Raw genomic sequence first — 18729 nt, forward strand, 5'->3', positions numbered from 1 at the left:
CCCCAGCGTCCCCCGCACCCATCCCCGCGCCCGTCGCCACCGCTCCCGCCTCCGTCGCGCCCGTCACGGTCGTCGGGATCGGCGCCGACGGCTGGGCGGGGCTCACCGAGGAAGCACGGGCGGCGTTGCGGAGCGCCGAGGTGGTGATCGGCGGGCCCCGGCAGCTGGCGCTGCTGCCGACGGCCGACGGCCCGGGCGGTGGCCCGGCCGGTGCTCCGGCCGACGGCCCCGACGGGTGCCCGGGCGAGCGGCTGGCCTGGCCGTCGCCGCTGCGGCCCGCCGTGCCCGCCCTGCTCGCGGCCCACGCGGGACGGCGGCTGTGCGTGCTGGCCAGCGGGGACCCGATGTTCTACGGCATCGGCCGGGCCCTGGCCCAGGAGGCCGGGGCCGAGCGGCTGCGGGTCCTGCCGCACCCCTCCTCGGTCGCGTACGCGTGCGCCCGGCTCGGCTGGGCGGTGGAGGACACCGAGGTCGTCACGGTGGTGGGCCGTCCCGTCGAGCGGCTGGCCGCGGCCCTGCACGACGGTCGGCGGGTGCTGGTGCTGAGCGCGGGGGCCGCGACGCCGGGGCAGGTGGCGGCGCTGCTGCGCGAGCGGGGGTACGGGCCGAGCCGTATGCACGTACTGGAACAGCTGGGCGCGGACACCGTCACCCCGGACGGCAGCGTCCCCGGCGGCAGCGCGCCGGACACCGACGCCCGTGAGCGCCTGGTGTCGGGCCTCGCCGAGCAGTGGACCGAGCCGCCGGGGGACCCGCTGAACGTGGTGGCCGTCGAGTGCCGCCGGGCGGACGGCGCGCTGCGGCTCGGCGCGGTACCCGGGCTGCCGGACGAGGCGTACGAACACGACGGCCAGCTCACCAAGCGCCATGTGCGCGCCGCGACGCTGGCCGCCCTGGCCCCGGCACCCGGGGAACTGCTGTGGGACGTCGGCGGCGGGTCGGGATCGATCGCGGTGGAGTGGCTGCGTACGCACCGCTCCTGCCGGGCCGTGTCCGTGGAACGCGACCCGGCGCGCGCCGAGCGCATCGGCCGCAACGCGCGGGCGCTCGGCGTCCCGGAGCTCCGCGTGGTCACCGGCGCCGCGCCCGCCGCGCTGGCCGGACTGCCCGCGCCCGACGCCGTGTTCATCGGCGGCGGCCTGACCGTGCCCGGCCTGCTCGACGCGTGCTGGGACGCCCTGCGGGAGGGCGGCCGGCTGGTCGCCAACACGGTGACGATGGAGTCGGAGGCCCTGCTGGCGGACCGCTACCGCCGGTACGGCGGCGAGCTGGTACGGCTGGCCGTCGCGCACGCGGCCCCCGTCGGCGGCTTCACGGGCTGGCGGCAGGCGATGCCGGTCACGCAGTGGACGGTCACGAAAGCTCCTGGAGGAGAACGAGGATGACGGTGTACTTCATAGGCGCCGGTCCCGGCGCCGCCGATCTGATCACGGTGCGCGGCGCCCGTACGCTCGCGGCCTGTCACGTCTGCCTGTACGCGGGCAGCCTCGTACCGCGCGAGCTGCTGGCGGAGTGCCCGCCGGACGCGCGGCTGATCGACTCCGCGCGGATGGACCTGGACGCCATCACGGCCGAGCTGGTGCGGGCCCACGAGGAGGGCCACGACGTGGCCCGGCTGCACTCCGGCGACCCGTCGGTCTTCAGCGCCGTCGCGGAACAGATGCGCCGTCTGGACGCGGCGGGGGTGCCGTACGAAGTCGTCCCCGGCGTCCCGGCCTTCGCGGCGGCGGCAGCGGCTCTCAAGCGCGAGCTGACGGTGCCGACGGTGGGCCAGACGGTGATCCTGACGCGCGTCGCCCAGCAGGCCACGCCCATGCCGGCCGGCGAGGACCTGGCCACCCTGGGCCGCAGCGGCGCGCTGCTGGTGCTGCACCTGGCGGCGCGGTACGTGGACCGCGTGGTCGGCGAGCTGCTGCCGCACTACGGCCCGGACTGTCCGGCGGCGGTGGTGGCGATGGCCAGCCGCCCGGACGAACTCGTGCTCCGCGGCACGCTGTCGGACATCGCGCCGAGGGTGAAGGCGGCGGGCGTGGTCCGGACGGCGGTCATCATGGTCGGCCGCACGCTGGGGGCGGAGCAGTTCCGGGACAGCCACCTGTACTCGTCGGACCGGAACCGGGACGAGGAGCCCTGCGGCCGCTGACACGGCGGGGCCCGTGCCGCCGCCGACGCCGGTGACATCGGCGGCGCCCGCCCCGCAAGCCCGGGCTTCCGTACCCATGGACAAGGGGCCGTGGGTACCTCGTCCGGACGTCTCTCGTTATGGCGAGTGACGAGCAGCCGCTCCCGTGTGGAGCGAGGAAGACGGAAGCGCTGACCGTAGGAGAACCTGTGACGGCACTGAACACCGGGCGGGTCCGACGGGCGCCGGGGGGCGGGGGCCCAGGGGGCCGGGTCAGGCCAAGGGCGGACCGGGGCGTTCGCTGCGGCCCACCACCGCGCCCGCCCTGTCTATGCAGATGACGTCCACCGCCACCGGGGCCCCGCGCAGGACCCGGGCCGCCTCGTCCCGGGCCCGCGCCGCCACCGCGTCGCCGAGGGGGACGCCGCGCTCCTCGCACAGGCGCAACGCCGCCAGGCCGGTGTTGGCCTCCGCCACCGCCGCCGTCAGCGCCTCGTCCGCGCCCACCGACGCCGCCAGCTCCGCCAGGAACGCCTTGTCCACCTGGGAACGGGCCGAGTGGAGGTCCAGATGACCCGCGGCCAGCTTGGAGAGCTTCGCGAAGCCGCCGCAGATGGTCAGCCGGTCCACCGGGTGGCGGCGGACGTACTTGAGGACCGCGCCCGCGAAGTCGCCCATGTCCAGCAGCGCGTCCTCCGGGAGGCCGTGCACGGCGACGACCGTCCTCTCCGACGTCGACCCCGTGCAGCCCGCCACATGCGTCCGGCCCGCCGCGCGGGCCACGTCCACACCGCGCCGGATCGAGTCGATCCAGGCCGAGCACGAGTACGGGACGACGACGCCGGTCGTGCCGAGTATGGACAGGCCGCCGAGGATGCCCAGCCGGGGGTTCCACGTGGAACGGGCCAGCTCGGCGCCGTTCTCGACGGACACGGTGATCTCCACATCGCCCGTCCCGCCGTGCCGGGCCGCCACTTCGGCCACATGGGTACGCATCAGCTCGCGCGGCACCGGGTTGATCGCCGGCTCGCCCACCTCCAGCGGCAGACCCGGGCGGGTCACCGTACCCACGCCGGGGCCCGCGCGGAAGACGACACCGGAGCCGGGCGGCAGCAGCCGTACCGTCGCCCGTATCAGCGCGCCGTGCGTGACGTCGGGGTCGTCCCCGGCGTCCTTGACGACACCGGCCGTGGCCACGGCGCCCGGGTCTTTCGGGTGGGTGGTGGCCCTGAGAGCATCCGTGACCTCCGTGATCTCCGTGACCCCCACGGCCTCCACGGCCTCCACGGCCTCCATGGCATCCGGGGGCGACGGCGGGCGTTCCGCCGGCGACGAGAGCTCTTCCGTCGCCAGCGCGAACGCCGGTGTCTGCCCCTTCGGGAGCGTGATCGTCACCGGGTCCGGGAAGTCGCCCGTCAGCAGCGCCTCGTACGCGGCCGTCGCCGCCGCCGTCGCGCACGCCCCGGTCGTCCAGCCGTGCCGCAGACCCGTGTGCTTGAGTTGTGCGTCGCGCCCGCCACGGGCGTCACGCCCGCCCGTCACCTTCTCAGCCATGGACCGTTCCGATGCCGCACGTGTTGATCCTCGGTGGTACGAGTGAGGGCCGGGCGCTGGCCGAGGCCCTGGTGCCGTACGGCCCGCGCCTCGCCGTCACGTCCTCCCTCGCCGGGCGGGTCGCCCGGCCCGTCCTGCCGCCCGGCGAGGTACGCGTCGGAGGCTTCGGCGGCGCCGGAGGGCTCGGCCGCTGGCTCCACGAGCACCGTGTGGACGCGCTCATCGACGCCACCCATCCCTTCGCCGAAACGATCAGCCGTAACGCGGCCCTGGCGGCCGCCTCCGCCCATGTTCCCCTCCTCGCCCTGCGCCGCCCCTCCTGGGCCCCGGGTGCCGGGGACCGCTGGCACCGGGTCGGCTCGCTGGCGGAGGCCGCCGACGCGCTGCCCGCGCTCGGCGCCCGGCGGGTCTTCCTCACCACGGGGCGCATGGGGCTCGCCGCGTTCGCGCACCTGGACCGGACGTGGTTCCTCGTCCGGTCCGTGGATGCCCCCGAGCCGCCGTTTCCGGCTCGCACGCACCCCCTGCTGGACCGGGGCCCGTTCACCCTCGACGGGGAGCGCGAGGTGCTGCGCCGCCACCGGATCGACACCGTCGTCACGAAGGACAGCGGCGGTGCCGCCACCGCCCCCAAGCTCACCGCGGCCCGGGAGGCCGGGCTGCCGGTGGTCGTCGTACGCCGGCCGGCCGCGCCCGAGGGGGTGCCGGTGGTGGAGACGGTGACGGACGCGGTCGGCTGGGCACGGCGGGTCTGCGGCTGACGCGGGCGCACTCGCCCGGGGTGCGGCGACGGCGCGGGCCGGGGGGACGGCGCGGGCCGCGGGGTGTTCAGGTGGTGGTTCAGGGCGTCAGCCGGACGACCGGCCCGGCGTCGGTGTCGGAGTTGGTTCCGGCGTCGGTGCCGGCTCTTCGGTCGGCACCCGCTCCACTGCCAGGGCGGGCTCTGCCCGCGCGGGCTCCCCGGCCGGGGCCCGCCGAGCCCGGGGCAGGGGTTGGTGACGGGACCCGGCCCGCGTCGGGGGCGCGTCGCCGTGCGGAGCCGCGTCGCGGTCCGGGTAGCGGCGGGGGGTCCAGACGATCTCATCGCCGTCCCCGCGCCGTACCGCCACCGTCTGCGACGAGCCCACCAGCAGGATCGTCCGCATGTCCACCGACGCCGGATCGAGGTCCGCGAGGCGCGTGATCCGTACGTCCTCCGTCGCGCCGCCCACGTCCCGGGCCACCACGACCGGGGTGTCCGGCGCGCGGTGTTCCAGCAGGAGGTCGCGGGCCTTGCCGACCTGCCACGTACGGCTGCGGGAGCCGGGGTTGTACAGCGCGAGCACCAGGTCGGCCGACGCCGCCGCGCGCAGCCGGTCCGCGACGACGTCCCAGGGCTTGAGACGGTCGGAGAGCGAGAAGACCGCGTAGTCGTGGCCGAGCGGGGCGCCCGCGCGGGCCGCCGCCGCGTTGGCGGCCGTCACCCCCGGCAGGACCCGTACGGGAACGTCCCGGTACGGGTCCGCCGACGCCACCTCCAGCACCGCCGTGGCCATAGCGAAGACCCCCGGGTCGCCGCCCGAGACCACGGCCACCCGCCGGCCGCGCCGCGCCAGATCCAGGGCGAACTCCGCGCGCTCGGACTCCACCTTGTTGTCGGAGCCGTGCCGCGTCTGGCCGGGGCGGGCCGGGACCCGGTCCAGATAGGTGGTGTAACCCACCAGGTCCTGCGCGCCGGCCAGCGCGCCGCGCGCCTCCGGCGTCAGCCACAGCGGTCCGGCCGGGCCGGTGCCCACGACCACCACCTCGCCCATGACCGCCGCGTCCGTGGCCGCCTCGCCCACGGCCACCTCGTCCATGACTGCCTCGCCCATGGCCGCCTCGTCCGGGCCAGGAGGCGTGTCCGCGCCCGGCGTCGGGCCGGGGGCCGGGTCCGGTGCGGAGTACCACGCGCCCGCGCGGCTCGGCAGCACCGCCACGGAGAAGTACGGCACGGACCCGGCGTCGGTGTCCGCCAGCGCCCCGGTGCGCTCACCGCTCATCGTGGCCCGCTCGACGTACCGCGCCTCCGCCAGCCGTCCGGAGCGCTCGACCGCCCGCCGGACGGCCGGGAACGTCCGGCCCAGCTTCATCACCACCGCCGAGTCCGTGGCCGCCAGCCGGGCCGTCAGTTCCTCCTCGGACAGCGTGCCGGGCAGGACCGTCAGCACCTCCTCGCCCTCCACGAGCGGCGCCCCGAGCCGGGCCGCCGCGGCGCTCACCGAGGTGACCCCGGGGATCACCTCGGTCGGGTAGCGGTCGGCCAGCCGCTTGTGCATGTGCATGTACGAGCCGTAGAAGAGCGGGTCGCCCTCGGCGAGCACGGCGACGGTACGGCCCGCGTCGAGGTGCGCGGCCAGCCGGGCGGCGGACTCGGCGTAGAAGTCCTCCATCGCGCCCTGGTAGCCGCCGGGGTGGTCGGTGGTCCCGGTCGTGACCGGGTAGACCAGGGGCTCCTCGATGTGGTCGGGGCGCAGCAGCCCCGCGGCTATCGAGCGGGCTATGGACCGGCCGTGGCCCGCGCTGTGGTACGCGACGACATCGGCCTCGGCGATGACCCGCGTGGCCCGTACGGTCATCAGCGAGGGGTCGCCGGGGCCGAGCCCGACTCCGTACAGGCGGCCGGTGCCGGTGCTCGTGGTCTGCCCGCTCATTCTTCCTCGCTCGCGATCGCGTTGACGGCCGCGGCCGCGATGGCGCTGCCGCCCCGCCGGCCCCGTACGACCAGGTGGTCGAGGCCGGACGGGTGCCCGGCGAGCGCGTCCTTGGACTCGGCCGCGCCGATGAACCCGACCGGCACCCCGATCACCGCGGCCGGCCGCGGGGCGCCCGCCTCGATCATCTCCAGCAGCCGGAAGAGCGCGGTCGGCGCGTTGCCGACGGCCACCACCGAGCCCTCCAGCCGGTCCCGCCACAGCTCCAGCGCGGCGGCGCTGCGCGTCGTGCCCAGCTCGGCGGCCAGCGCGGGGACGGCCGGGTCGGACAGCGTGCAGACGACCTCGTTGGCCGCGGGCAGCCGCTTGCGGGTGACTCCGCTCGCGACCATCGCGACATCGCACAGGACCGGCGCGCCCGCGCGCAGCGCCGCCCGGGCGCGGGCCACCACGCCGGGCGTGAAGGCGAGGTCGCGCACCAGGTCGACCATGCCGCAGGCGTGGATCATCCGGACCGCGACCTGGGAGACGTCGGCGGGCAGCCCGGCGAGGTCCGCCTCGGCGCGGATCGTGGCGAAGGACTGGCGGTAGATCGCCGCGCCGTCCTTCTCGTAGTCGAACACTGTGGACACTGTGGTCTCGCTCATCTCGTCACTGTGGTTGTGCGTGCCGTCGCCACCGCCGCGGCGAGTTCCGGGCCCGCCGTCGTCGTCGTCAGGAGGCGTCCCCGTAGGGAGATTTCGTAGCTGTCGTCGGCCGTGGCCACCACGTCCACGTGTCCGCCGCCGGGACCGCCGGCCGGCCGGCCGCACCGGCGGGCGCAGCCCGACCAGTGGACGGGGCGGGCGCCCGGCACCGCGTCGGTGCCCGTGGTGTCCGGTACCGCGCCCGTGGCTGGGGTGTCCGGTACCGCGCCCGTGGCCGCGGCACGTGTGGCCGCCTCGGCGTCGGACCGGACGTCCGTGAGCGCCTTCGCGCACCCGGGCCTGCCCGTACAGGCGCTGACGCCGTACGAGGGCGCGGCCGCCGTGGTGATCAGCCCCGCCGCCCGGAGCCGGTCCAGCGAGGCGTCGGCGCCGGCCGGGTCGAGGCCCGGCACGATCACACCGCGCCAGGGCGTCACCCGCAGTTCGCCGGATCCGCCGACGGTGGTGAGCAGTCGCCACTGCCCGGCCGTCAGGCGCCCCAGCGGCGCGTACACGGACAAGGCCGTGGTGCCGTCGCCGGCGGTGACCGGACCCGGCGGTGGAGGGCCCGCCTCCGGCAGGTCCGGTGGCGGAGAGGTCGGCCCCGCCGCGATGCCGGCCTCCACCAGCCCCGCCGCCACCGCCTCGCCCAGCCCGTGGCCGGACGGCAGCTCCCGTACCCGCCAGGCTCCCGGACCGGTCGCCGTCGCCACCGTGAGGAATGTCTCGGCGGCGATCAGCGCGGCCTTCGGGGCATCGGCCGCCGCCACCTGGAACGCGGTGAAGAGCGGGCCGGAGGCCGTGCGTTCAGGGCGGTTCGTCCCGATACACAACACCGCCGTATCCGCGCCCTGGGCGCCCCGTGCGTCCTGCGTACCCCGTACACCCCGTGCGTCCTGCCTGCCCTGCGCGCGCTGTGCGAGCAACATCACATCCGCGCCCAGGCCGGCCATGTCGCCCCGGCCGTCGTCCAGCGCGAACAGGAACCGGCCCGACAGCGCCGTCGCCGCCGCGCTCGCGCACAGCAGCTCGTCCAGTCGCCGCGCCCACACCTGGACGTCCGCGCCCGGCCGTTGCACTGTGCCGTCCAGTCCGGCCAGGGGGGAGGCGACGATGTTCCGTACCCGCTCGTGCGCTTCCGAGGGCAGCAGACCCGCTCCGTGCAGGAGGTCCGCCAGCTCCGCGCCGCAGCTCTCGCCGAGCCCGCGCAGCTGGATGTTGCCGCGTGAGGTGATGTCCAGATGACCGTCGCCCAGCCGCTCGGCGACCGTGGCCAGCAGCAGTGCCTGACGGTACGTCAGAATCCCTGCGGGCAGGCGGAGCCGGGCCAGCCGGCCGTCGTCGGCGGGGTGCAGCCGCAGGGCACCGGGGCAGGCGTCGGCCCGGTCCCGTACGGGTGCCCCGTCCCCGTTCACGGGGGTCGGAGAGGTGGTGGGCGGCATGGCGGCGAGCATACCCACGTACGGCGCCGCCGCCCCCGGGCCGACCCCGCACCCGGGCCCCGCCCGGCACAGGCACCCTCCCCACCGTGATCCGCACCGCCTACTATGCAGTCGGCGGGTCCGCAGCCGGGCCCGTCACCGCCAGCGACGGCGTCAGGGGAGGAAGCCCGGTGTGAATCCGGCGCGGTCCCGCCACTGTGAGCCCGGCGCACGCACGACAGCACGACAGTCCGGCCGTACAACGGCACATCGCACAACGGCGCGACACCACGCCACCACGTGGGGGCCGCACCGCGCGGTGGCCGCCGTACGACGGACGACCACACGGCCGTGCGGGCCCCGGGTGAGCCAGGAACTCCCGCCGTCCTCCTACCGCCCGGGGCGCGGACCCCGAGGAAGGCCAGCCGCCGCATGATCCTGCTCCTGTCGACCTCCGACACCGATCTGCTCAGCGCACGCGCGGCGGGCGGTCCGGTCCCGTACCGCTACGCCAACCCCGCCCGGCTCCCGCTCGACGACCTGCCCGGACTGCTGGACGGCGCCGACCTCGTCGTCGTACGGCTCCTCGGCGGGCTGCGCGCCTGGCAGGAGGGGATCGACCAACTCCTCTCCGGGGACCGGCCGGTCGTCGTCCTCACCGGGGAACAGGCCCCGGACGCCCAGCTGATGGAGGCGTCCACCGTCCCCATCGGCATCGCCGCCGAGGCCCACGCCTACCTCGCGCACGGCGGCCCGGCGAACCTGGAGCAGCTCGCGCGCTTCCTCTCCGACACCGTCCTGCTCACCGGGCACGGCTTCGAGCCGCCCGCGCCCGCGCCGACCTGGGGCCGGGTCCACCGGCCTGCCAAGGCCACGCGCCTCGGCGCCGTGCGGCCGATCGTCGCGGTGCTCTACTACCGCGCGCACCACCTCAGCGGCAACACCGCCTTCGTCGACACCCTGTGCGAGGCGCTGGAGGAGGCCGACGCCCGGCCCCTGCCGATCTACGTCTCCTCGCTGCGCGCCCCCGAGCCCGAACTGCTCGCCGCGCTGCGCGAGGCGGACGCCATCGTCACCACCGTCCTCGCCGCCGGCGGCACCAAGCCCGCCGAGGCGTCCGCCGGCGGTGACGAGGAGGCGTGGGACGCGGGCGCGCTGGCCGCGCTGGACGTGCCGATCCTCCAGGCCCTCTGCCTCACCGGCAGCCGCGCCGCCTGGGAGGAGAACGACGAGGGCCTGTCCCCGCTGGACGCGGCCTCGCAGGTCGCGGTGCCGGAGTTCGACGGCCGCCTGATCACCGTCCCGTTCTCCTTCAAGGAGCTGGACCCGGAGGGCCTGCCGGTCTACGTCGCCGACCCGGAACGGGCCGCGCGCGTGGCTGGGATCGCCGTACGCCACGCCCGCCTGCGCCACCTCATGAACCGGGACAAGCGCATCGCCCTGGTGCTCTCCGCGTACCCCACCAAGCACTCCCGCATCGGCAACGCGGTCGGCCTGGACACCCCCGCCAGCGCGATCGCCCTGCTGCGCGAGTTGCGCGAGATGGGCTACGACTTCGGCGACGGCCACGGGGACGAGTCCGACGAAGACCACGGCGACGGCCTCGCGGGCGACTCCGACAGGGACCCCGGCGGCGACTTCCGTGGCGAGGAGGTCCCCGGCCTGGAGTCCGGCGACGGCGACGAGCTGATCTACGCGCTCATCGAGGCCGGCGGCCACGACCAGGCGTGGCTGACGGAGGAGCAGCTCGCCCGCAACCCGGTCCGCATCCCCGCCGCCGACTACCGGCGCTGGTACGGGAAACTGCCCGCCGAACTGCGCGCCTCCGTCGAGGAACACTGGGGCCCGCCGCCGGGCGAGATGTTCGTGGACCGCACGCACAACCCGGACGGCGACATCGTGCTCGCCGCCCTCCGGCGCGGCAACCTGCTGATCCTCATCCAGCCGCCGCGCGGCTTCGGCGAGAACCCGATCGCGATCTACCACGACCCGGACCTGCCGCCCTCGCACCACTACCTCGCCGCGTACCGCTGGATCCAGGCGGACCGCGAGGACGGCGGCTTCGGCGCCGACGCCATGATCCACCTGGGCAAGCACGGCAACCTGGAGTGGCTGCCCGGCAAGAACGCGGGGCTCTCCGCCGCCTGCGCGCCCGACGCGGCGCTCGGCGACCTGCCGCTGATCTACCCGTTCCTCGTCAACGACCCGGGCGAGGGCACACAGGCCAAGCGGCGCGTACACGCCACGCTGGTGGACCACCTCGTACCGCCCATGGCGCGCGCCGAGTCCTACGGCGACATCGCGCGGCTGGAACAGCTCCTGGACGAGTACGCGGCGATCTCCGCCATGGACCCGGCCAAGCTGCCCGCCATCCGGGCGCAGATCTGGACGCTGATCCAGGCGGCCAGGCTCGATCACGACCTGGGCCTGGAGGACCGGCCGGACGACGCCGGGTTCGACGACTTCCTCCTGCACGTCGACGGCTGGCTGTGCGAGGTCAAGGACGCGCAGATCCGGGACGGGCTGCACGTCCTGGGCGGCGCGCCGACCGGCCCGGAGCGGGTCAACCTGGTGCTGGCGATCCTGCGGGCCCGGCAGATCTGGGGCGGCACGACGGCCCTGCCGGGGCTGCGCGAGGCGCTGGGCCTGGACGAGTCGGCCGCGAGCCGCACCGCCGCCGACGAGACGGAGGCGCGCGCCCGGGACCTGGTCCAGGCGATGGAGGACGCCGGCTGGGACCCGGCGGCCGTGGAGCGGGTGGCCGACGGCCACCCGAAGCCGGTCGCGGACATCCTGGCCTTCGCCGCGACCGAGGTCGTCCCCCGGCTGGCCTCCACCACCGACGAGATCGAGCACGTGATCTCCGCGCTGGACGGGGGCTTCGTGCCGGCGGGCCCGTCCGGGTCCCCGCTGCGCGGCCTGGTCAACGTCCTGCCGACCGGCCGCAACTTCTACTCCGTCGACCCCAAGGCCGTACCCAGCCGGCTGGCCTGGGAGACCGGTCAGGCCCTCGCCGACTCCCTCCTCACCCGCTACCGCGACGACAACGGCGACTGGCCCACCTCCGTCGGACTCTCCCTGTGGGGCACGAGCGCGATGCGCACCTCGGGCGACGACATCGCGGAGGCGCTGGCGCTGCTCGGCATCCGCCCCGTCTGGGACGACGCCTCGCGCCGGGTGACGGGACTCGAACCCGTACCCCTCGCCGAACTGGGCCGCCCCCGCATCGATGTGACCCTGCGCATCAGCGGCTTCTTCCGGGACGCGTTCCCGCACGCGATCGGCCTGCTGGACGACGCCGTACGGCTCGCCGCCTCGCTGGACGAACCGGCCGACGCCAACCACGTACGCGCCCACGCGCAGGCCGACCTCGCCGAGCACGGTGACGAACGCCGCGCCACGACCCGTATCTTCGGCTCCCGCCCCGGCACGTACGGAGCCGGCCTCCTCCAGCTCATCGACAGCCGCGACTGGCGCACGGACGCGGACCTCGCCGAGGTGTACACGGTCTGGGGCGGCTACGCGTACGGGCGCGAGCTGGACGGGCGCCCGGCCCGGGAGGAGATGGAGACCGCGTACCGGCGCATCGCGGTGGCCGCCAAGAACACGGACACGCGCGAGCACGACATCGCGGACTCGGACGACTACTTCCAGTACCACGGCGGCATGGTCGCCACCGTGCGCGCCCTCAAGGGCACGGCCCCCGAGGCGTACATCGGCGACTCCACCCGCCCGGAGACCGTCCGCACCCGCACGCTCGTGGAGGAGACCTCGCGTGTCTTCCGCGCCCGCGTGGTCAACCCGCGCTGGATCGAGGCGATGCGCCGCCACGGCTACAAGGGCGCCTTCGAACTGGCCGCGACCGTCGACTACCTCTTCGGGTACGACGCGACGACGGGCGTGGTCGCCGACTGGATGTACGACAAGCTGACCGAGACCTACGTCCTGGACCCGGAGAACCGCGCCTTCCTCCAGGAGGCCAACCCCTGGGCCCTGCACGGCATCGCGGAACGCCTCCTGGAGGCGGAGTCGCGCGGCATGTGGGAGAAGCCGGACCCGCAGGTGCTGGCCGCGCTGCGGGAGGCGTACCTGGAGACGGAGGGCGAGCTGGAGGGAGAGGACCCGGAAGGCGACGCCTGACGCCGAGTCGGGTTCTCCGGCGGCGAGTACCGGCCCGAACCGGGCCGGCCGTCTGCGTGAGTGGCCGGGCCGTGCGCCGCACGGCCCGGCTCATCGCAGGCGCGAGACGTACGCGGGCGCCAGGGCCCGGACGCGGTCCTCCGGCATGTCGCCCCTGAGCGCCTGCACCGCCATGTCGACGCCGACGGTGCGACGTGCCCCGAAAAGCCGGTGCAGCAGCTCCGCGCCCTGGGAGGTGATGGCACCCACCCTGGGATCTTTTCGGAGGAGAGCGAACGACTCGGCGACCTCGCGTGCCGGCACGGACCGCATGATGCGCAGGACGTCACCCGCGTCCTTGTCCGTCAGGCGGTCAGGGCGCTTCTCCGCTTGTTCGACACGATCATTGATCTTGAAAGCCTTCGCGACCAGGAGGGCCGCGGGGCCCGCGACATTGACCATGACGGAACGGTGGTCCCCGGCCTCGAGGCTGGGAACGCGCATGGGCGACCTGTCCACGGCGGCGACCTCGAGGCCGGGCACCCATCGTGCCGACATGACGTCGTGCGGCGGGACCTTGGCGCTCCGGCGGCCGATCGCCGGCGCCAAGGTCTTCCCCATCAGAAGGTCGAACTCGATGGGGACGGTTTTGTCGCCGATGCGGGCCGCACGCGCCCAGAGCCCCGGCTCGTGTCGGCGTAAGAGCTCGAAACCCGCTCCCTGGAGCGCCTCGTCCAATCGCGGCCGGTCGCCCAGAAGCTCGGGGTCGATGCTGATGTCCCCGTCGGAGGTGAAGGTCGCGCCGTGCAGGGTGGTGTCCGGAGTACGCAGGTGGACGGCTTGGGCTCCGACAACAGTGAGCGCGTCGAGCTGATCACTGAGTGCGACGAGGCCGTCGAGGAGTACCCGCCGCGCGGCGATCGTGAGTTCGCGGGCATCGATGCCGTCGGGGACTTTGGCCACCGGTCTCCTCGCCCTGTGTTCAGCTGCTGAGGGAATGATCTTAAGGTTCCGGCGCCTTCGGGGCTCACGGATTACGGGAAAGCTCGCCACTCGCTCTCGTGTTCTGACATGTAGCCCATGACAGCCTCGCCCTCCGCCGGCATGCGCCCCGGACCGGACAGACAGTCCAGTACCAGTTGGCTCAGAGCGACGTGCCCGAGGCCGTCGACCGCTCTGGTGCGTTCGAAGACGACGTCATCGCCGGCACGGAGCAGCAGAACGTCGGCGCCCTCCTCGACGGGCAGGAGTCCCAGATCGTCCCCGATTTCCTCCGCCGCACCGGGGGCGGCCGGCACGTAGACCATCACTTGTCCTCCTCCCGTGAGAGGTGCCACGGCGCGCGCGGCGTAGGAGCCGGTGATCGGCAGAGGGCCGTACGCGCGGTACGAGCGGAGTCGCCGGAGTAGTTCGTCGATGCCGTTGGGGGCGAGCACGCTCACGAAGGGGTTGTGCTTCAGCAGGGTGACCTGTTCGGCGCGGACGCGCAGAAGTCCCTGCCAGTCGACGTCCGTGATGACGCGGTCCGCACGCCGGATGAGGAGTTGGTCCTCGAGGGCGTCGAGGAGGCGGGACACGTAGGGCAGGCTGAGAGAAGCGGCGATGGCGAGATCTTTGGCGCGGTGGGGCGGTGCGACATCGACCAGGAGCCGTACCAGACGTCCGGCCTTCGCGCCCGCCAGTGTGGGCTTGCCGCGTGAGGGCGCGCCTGCGCGCGAGGCCGGCTTCGTCCCCTGTGTGCGGATGACGACGGTGGGGCGCCGCATGCGGAGAGAGACATTGCCCGCCAGGTCCAGGTACCCGATGTCGTGCTCGCGGAGGACTTGCCGAGCGGCGGGCGGAATGAACGGCGCCATGACCAATACCGAGGTGTAAGCGTTCACCCGTTGGAGGAAGAGCTGTTTGGGAAGTGTGAGATCACGCACCCCCTTGGGGGAGACGGTGGTCTTCAGGTCGACCAGCAGCCGTCCGTAAGCGGCCTCGCCCTTGGCCTGGACACGCACCATGGTGTCGTGCTCCTGGTCGAACAGATCCGACTCACGGTGAAACGGGTCGATCGTGACATCCCAGTCCGGGCCGAGAAGATCACGTAGATGTTGCAAGCCGGTTCGGAGGATCGCTTCCAGGGTCGGATCGTCGGTGCTCATGGCCGCCTGCGGTCGAAGTTCACTTGCTCGTCCAGCTTACTTTTCCGGAACGGGAAAGTCTCGAATCCAGGTAAGTGGACAGGGTGTGGCGCACCGCGCAGGGGTGGAAAGTTCCTGTTCAATGACCCATTGATTGCGAGCCAACGGAGAGTGGTGCGCTCTGGATGATTACCCGCAGACTTTGTATCCTCAAGGTCTTGGTGTGCAAAGTCCAGAGTGGAGGTCGACATGCGCGGGAAGAGGACGATCGAGATCGACGCGGAGGTCTTCGCCTATCTGCAGCGCCATGGCGAACCCTTGGTCGATACTCCGAACGATGTGCTACGGCGTCTGCTTTTGGGGGACACCGAGTCATCGGCAGGCGAGGCGCGTCAGCCGGGAGCGCTGATGTTCATCCTGGAGGCCGGTCTGGTCGCGCCGGGGGACAGGCTGCGGCACCATCAGCCGCGCCTGAAGCGGACGCACGAGTCCGTCATCACGCCGGACGGCTGGGTCGAACTCCCCGACGGCAGAGTGTTCGCCCAGCCCTCGCCCGCCCTCAAGGCCCAGACCGGGGTCGACATCAACGGATGGGGTCAGTACATCCACCTCGCCAGTGGCCGCCGCCTGCAAGACCTGCGGGAGGAAGCCGCCGGGCGGCGGCAGAGCTGACTCGTCGTGCCGCGGGGGCTCTCCGCCTGTCGGCCCCGCTGCCCGTGCCCGCGCCATGCCGTGCTCAACGCCCCGTGCTGAGGGTGGTGCCCGCCCCCGCGTCCCGCCTCCCGCCTCCTGCGTCCTGCGTCCTGCGTTCTGCGGTCCCGCGACCCGCGTCGCGCGCCCGTGCGACGAAAGTGGCCAAAGCGGTGGATGACCGCCGTGTTGCCGCACCGTAAAGGCGCACGTGATCGGCCGCGTCCGGGCGTGCGCTGCGTTGAACGGCCGTGCCGCGTTTTGGACAACGTTGTCGTGCGCTCCTGACAGAACGTGTCCGCCATTGAAACGATCTCCGTACCGCACGGGCGTCATCGCACCTCTCCTCGCCGGACGGCACCTCCGCCTCCGGTCCCTTTTCCAGCCGGCCGGCCGTCACCGCACGGCCGGGCAGAAGGAGCACCAGGAGTGACGAACACCTCCCGTACCACCAACAGCACCACCAACAGCGCCAGTACCGGCGCCAGTTCGCCGTACGCATCGCGTCCGTTCCGCCCCGGCCGCGTCGCGGCCCTCGCCGCCGCCACCGTGGCCGCGCTCTTCGTCTCCGCCCTCCCGGCCTCGGCCGCCCCCGCCCCCGCCGGTGACGGCTCCCCGAGCGCGGCCACCGAGGCCGCCCGGCAGCGCCTCGTCGCCGCCGAGCCCAGACCCGGCGCGAGATCCGTGGGGCTCAGCCCCGCTCAGCGCGCGAAGTCCCTCCGGGCCGCGGCCGGGACCGGCCCCGCCACCGCCCGCGCCCTGGGCCTCGGCGACAAGGAGAAACTGCTGCCCAAGGACGTCGTCAAGGACGCCGACGGCACCGTCCACACCCGCTACGAGCGGACCTACGCGGGCCTGCCCGTCCTCGGCGGCGACCTCGTCGTCCACGCCCGCCCCGGCGACCGTACGCCCACAGTCTCCCGGACCACGGACGCCTCGGTCGCCGTCCCCACGACCACCGCCACCGTCCCGGCCGCCGCCGCGCGGAAGACCGCGCTCGCCACCGCGAAGGCCGACGGCACGACGAAGACGGCCGCGGACGGCGCCCCCCGGCGGGTCGTGTGGGCCGAGGACGGCGCCGCCACGCTCGCCTGGGAGTCCGTGGTCAACGGCGTACGCGAGGACGGCACCCCCAGCGAACTCCACGTCGTCACCGACGCCAGGAGCGGCAAGAAGCTCGCCGAGTTCGACCGCGTGCACACGGGCGTCGGCCACGGCCAGTTCAACGGGGAGGTCCAGGTCGGCACCGTCCGCGACGGCGACGTCTTCGAACTGACCGACCCCCAGGGCGGCAACCACAGCACGTACGACCTGAACAACACCGCCTCGACCGGCACCGGCACCCTCGTCACCGACGCCGACGACGTCTGGGGCGACGGCACGGTCGCCGACCGGCAGACGGCCGCCGTCGACGCCGCGTACGGCGCGCGCAAGACGTACGACTTCTACCACGACCGCTTCGGCCGCGACGGCATAGCCGACGACGGCATCGGCGCGTACTCCCGGGTCCACTACGGCAACCAGTACGTCAACGCCTTCTGGAGCGACGCCTGCTTCTGCATGACGTACGGAGACGGCGCGGGAGACGCCAACCCGCTCACCGAACTCGACGTCGCCGCCCACGAGATGAGCCACGGCGTCACCTCCGTGACCGCGGACCTGATCTACAGCGGCGAGTCCGGCGGCCTCAACGAGGGCACCAGCGACATCATGGCCGCCGCCGTCGAGTTCTTCGCCGGCAACCCCGCCGACGTACCGGACTACACCGTCGGCGAGCTCATCGACATCAACGGCGACGGCACCCCGCTGCGCTACATGGACCAGCCGTCGAAGGACGGCGTCTCCCAGGACTACTGGACCCCCGGCACGGCGAGCCTCGACCCGCACTACTCCTCGGGCGTGGCCAACCACTTCTTCTACCTGCTCGCCGAGGGCAGTGGAGCCAAGTCGGTGGAAGGCGTGGCGTACGACAGCCCCACCTACGACGATCTGCCGGTCCCGGGGATCGGCCTGCACAACGCGATCAACGTCTGGTACCGGGCGCTGACCCTTTACATGACATCCGGCACCGACTACGCGGACGCCCGCACCGCCACGCTCCAGGCCGCCGCCGACCTGTTCGGCCGGTCGAGCGAGGTGTACGAGACGGTCGGCAACACCTGGGCCGCCGTCAACGTCGGTGAGCGCTTCGTCGACCACATCGCGTTCGCCACCCCGGCCGCCCAGGAAGCCGCCGTCGGCCAGCCGGCGTCCTTCCGGGTCACCGCGACGACGAGCCGCGCCTCCGGCCTGACGTACGAGGCCACGGACCTGCCCGCCGGCCTGACGCTCGACGCCGCCACCGGCCTGATCACCGGCATCCCGGAGGAGGCCGGCGCCCACACGCCGACGATCACGGCGAGGACGGCGGACAGCTCCCTGTCCAGGACGTTCAGCTGGACGGTCATCCCCTCGGGTGGCGACTTCTTCGTCAACCCGGGCAACGTGCCGATCCCCGACGCCGACCCGGCCGGCGCCGAGTCGCCCCTGATCGTCACGGGCCACGACGGCAACGCCCCGAGCGACCTCCAGGTGACCGTCGACATCGTGCACACCTGGCGCGGTGACCTGGCGATCGACCTGGTGGGTACGGACGGCACGGTGGTCCGCCGCCTGAAGGCCCCGGATTCGAGCAGCGCGGACGACGTGCACGAGACCTACACGGTGGACGCCTCGGCCCTCCCGGCCGACGGGACGTGGAAGCTGCGCGTCACCGATGTCTACGCGAGGGACACGGGCTACATCGACAGCTGGAAGCTGACGTTCTGACGGCGCCCGGTTCCGAGGCGTGACGCCCGGTTCCGAGGCGTGCCGGTCACGTCGGGTCAGCCGCGTCGGGTCAGCCGCGTCGAGCCAGCCGCGCCGGATCAGTCGCATCCGACGTCGACCCACACCAGATCGAGCACGCGGAACTCACGCGTCCCGGGAAACCAGCGATAACTGACGAGCACGGGCAGGCGCGGCACATCGATGACGTACCTGCCGCCGTCGCCGACGGGCAGGCCGGGCAGTCCCTTGCCCGCGGCGACGGCGTTCCCGGCCTCGATGGCGAGCGCGCGGACGAAGAGCACGACCGCCCGGTACGTCTCCCCGTACCCGCCGGCCCGCATGGCCTCCAGGACGCGCGCGGCGTGCTCCGTGCGCTGCAGGCTCCAACCACGCTCGGGCTGGGTGGTCACGGGTCCTCCTCGCGGCCCGCGAACGGGGCCGAGCGCTCCGGGTCTCTCACCTTTGGCCACGGACCGACTCCGATTTCCGGCAAGCCCGTTGTACCGGCCACCCCTTTCCGACCCTAGCGGC

General features: G+C 73.8%; 12 protein-coding genes and 1 pseudogene. 6 read left to right on the plus strand and 7 right to left on the minus strand.

All coding sequences use genetic code 11. From position 1 onward, the window contains the following. Positions 1 to 20: 20 nt before the first annotated feature. The gene (locus IG02_RS0104100; RefSeq protein ID WP_030741941.1) at positions 21 to 1385 is read left to right on the plus strand and encodes a bifunctional cobalt-precorrin-7 (C(5))-methyltransferase/cobalt-precorrin-6B (C(15))-methyltransferase; all 1365 of its coding nucleotides are present in this window, start codon (positions 21 to 23) and stop codon (positions 1383 to 1385) included. Then, complete coding sequence (gene cobM, locus IG02_RS0104105) at positions 1382 to 2143, plus strand: precorrin-4 C(11)-methyltransferase (protein WP_030741943.1); 762 nt, start codon at positions 1382 to 1384, stop codon at positions 2141 to 2143. The genes IG02_RS0104100 and cobM overlap by 4 nt, the downstream gene beginning before the upstream one ends. Positions 2144 to 2395: 252 nt before the next feature. Here the strand turns inward: cobM and IG02_RS35895 are convergent, their stop codons facing one another. Continuing rightward, complete coding sequence (locus IG02_RS35895) at positions 2396 to 3676, minus strand: cobalt-precorrin-5B (C(1))-methyltransferase (protein ID WP_037802228.1); 1281 nt, start codon at positions 3674 to 3676, stop codon at positions 2396 to 2398. 11 nt (positions 3677 to 3687) lie between these two features. Here IG02_RS35895 and IG02_RS0104115 point away from each other — a divergent pair, with 11 nt between their 5' ends. Beyond that, the gene (locus tag IG02_RS0104115) at positions 3688 to 4437 is read left to right on the plus strand and encodes a cobalt-precorrin-6A reductase (RefSeq protein WP_030741947.1); all 750 of its coding nucleotides are present in this window, start codon (positions 3688 to 3690) and stop codon (positions 4435 to 4437) included. 288 nt (positions 4438 to 4725) lie between these two features. Here the strand turns inward: IG02_RS0104115 and IG02_RS0104120 are convergent. The 3 genes and pseudogenes from IG02_RS0104120 to IG02_RS0104130 all read right to left on the minus strand — a co-directional run. Continuing rightward, a pseudogene (locus IG02_RS0104120) lies at positions 4726 to 6348 on the minus strand (precorrin-2 C(20)-methyltransferase); the annotation flags it as partial. Beyond that, on the minus strand, positions 6345 to 6971 hold the full coding sequence (locus tag IG02_RS0104125; protein ID WP_199813957.1) for a precorrin-8X methylmutase: 627 nt from the start codon (positions 6969 to 6971) through the stop codon (positions 6345 to 6347). The gene IG02_RS0104125 and the pseudogene IG02_RS0104120, both read right to left, overlap by 4 nt. A gap of 20 nt (positions 6972 to 6991) precedes the next feature. Then, a complete protein-coding gene (locus tag IG02_RS0104130) occupies positions 6992 to 8476 on the minus strand; it encodes a cobalamin biosynthesis protein CobG (protein WP_234314597.1) in 1485 nt (494 codons plus the stop codon). 411 nt (positions 8477 to 8887) lie between these two features. Between IG02_RS0104130 and cobN the strand changes: the two genes are divergently transcribed. Next, entirely contained in the window at positions 8888 to 12595 is a 3708-nt protein-coding gene (gene cobN, locus IG02_RS0104135) for a cobaltochelatase subunit CobN (RefSeq protein ID WP_030741956.1), read from the plus strand. 90 nt (positions 12596 to 12685) lie between these two features. Here cobN and IG02_RS0104140 read toward each other — a convergent pair whose 3' ends face one another. Then, positions 12686 to 13537 (minus strand): hypothetical protein, encoded by an 852-nt coding sequence (locus tag IG02_RS0104140; protein ID WP_030741958.1) that lies wholly within the window; start codon positions 13535 to 13537, stop codon positions 12686 to 12688. Between the two features lie 71 nt (positions 13538 to 13608). Beyond that, positions 13609 to 14721 (minus strand): hypothetical protein, encoded by a 1113-nt coding sequence (locus IG02_RS0104145; protein WP_078854186.1) that lies wholly within the window; start codon positions 14719 to 14721, stop codon positions 13609 to 13611. Between the two features lie 228 nt (positions 14722 to 14949). Between IG02_RS0104145 and IG02_RS0104150 the strand changes: the two genes are divergently transcribed. After that, positions 14950 to 15372: a hypothetical protein gene (locus tag IG02_RS0104150; RefSeq protein ID WP_158712233.1), complete on the plus strand. Its 423-nt coding sequence runs from the start codon at positions 14950 to 14952 to the stop codon at positions 15370 to 15372. A 447-nt stretch (positions 15373 to 15819) separates the two neighbouring features. Next, positions 15820 to 18198 carry a M4 family metallopeptidase gene (locus IG02_RS0104155; RefSeq protein ID WP_030741964.1) on the plus strand — a complete coding sequence of 793 codons (2379 nt, stop codon included), beginning with the start codon at positions 15820 to 15822 and terminating at the stop codon, positions 18196 to 18198. A gap of 98 nt (positions 18199 to 18296) precedes the next feature. On the opposite strand, the gene IG02_RS0104160 is transcribed toward IG02_RS0104155, so the two are convergent. After that, positions 18297 to 18608 (minus strand): hypothetical protein, encoded by a 312-nt coding sequence (locus IG02_RS0104160; RefSeq protein ID WP_030741966.1) that lies wholly within the window; start codon positions 18606 to 18608, stop codon positions 18297 to 18299. Between the last annotated feature and the right edge of the window lie 121 nt (positions 18609 to 18729).

It is taken from the genome of Streptomyces sp. NRRL F-5135, from assembly GCF_000719775.1.
Lineage (GTDB): Bacteria > Actinomycetota > Actinomycetes > Streptomycetales > Streptomycetaceae > Streptomyces > Streptomyces hebeiensis.

Coding starts and splice junctions, on each gene's coding strand:
- IG02_RS0104115 (WP_030741947.1), top strand. CDS start 3,688: ATGCCGCACGTGTTGATCCTCGGTGGTACGAGTGAGGGCCGGGCGCTG.
- cobM (WP_030741943.1), top strand. CDS start 1,382: ATGACGGTGTACTTCATAGGCGCCGGTCCCGGCGCCGCCGATCTGATC.
- IG02_RS0104145 (WP_078854186.1), bottom strand. CDS start 14,721: ATGAGCACCGACGATCCGACCCTGGAAGCGATCCTCCGAACCGGCTTG.
- IG02_RS0104150 (WP_158712233.1), top strand. CDS start 14,950: ATGCGCGGGAAGAGGACGATCGAGATCGACGCGGAGGTCTTCGCCTAT.
- cobN (WP_030741956.1), top strand. CDS start 8,888: ATGATCCTGCTCCTGTCGACCTCCGACACCGATCTGCTCAGCGCACGC.
- IG02_RS0104130 (WP_234314597.1), bottom strand. CDS start 8,476: ATGCCGCCCACCACCTCTCCGACCCCCGTGAACGGGGACGGGGCACCC.
- IG02_RS35895 (WP_037802228.1), bottom strand. CDS start 3,676: ATGGCTGAGAAGGTGACGGGCGGGCGTGACGCCCGTGGCGGGCGCGAC.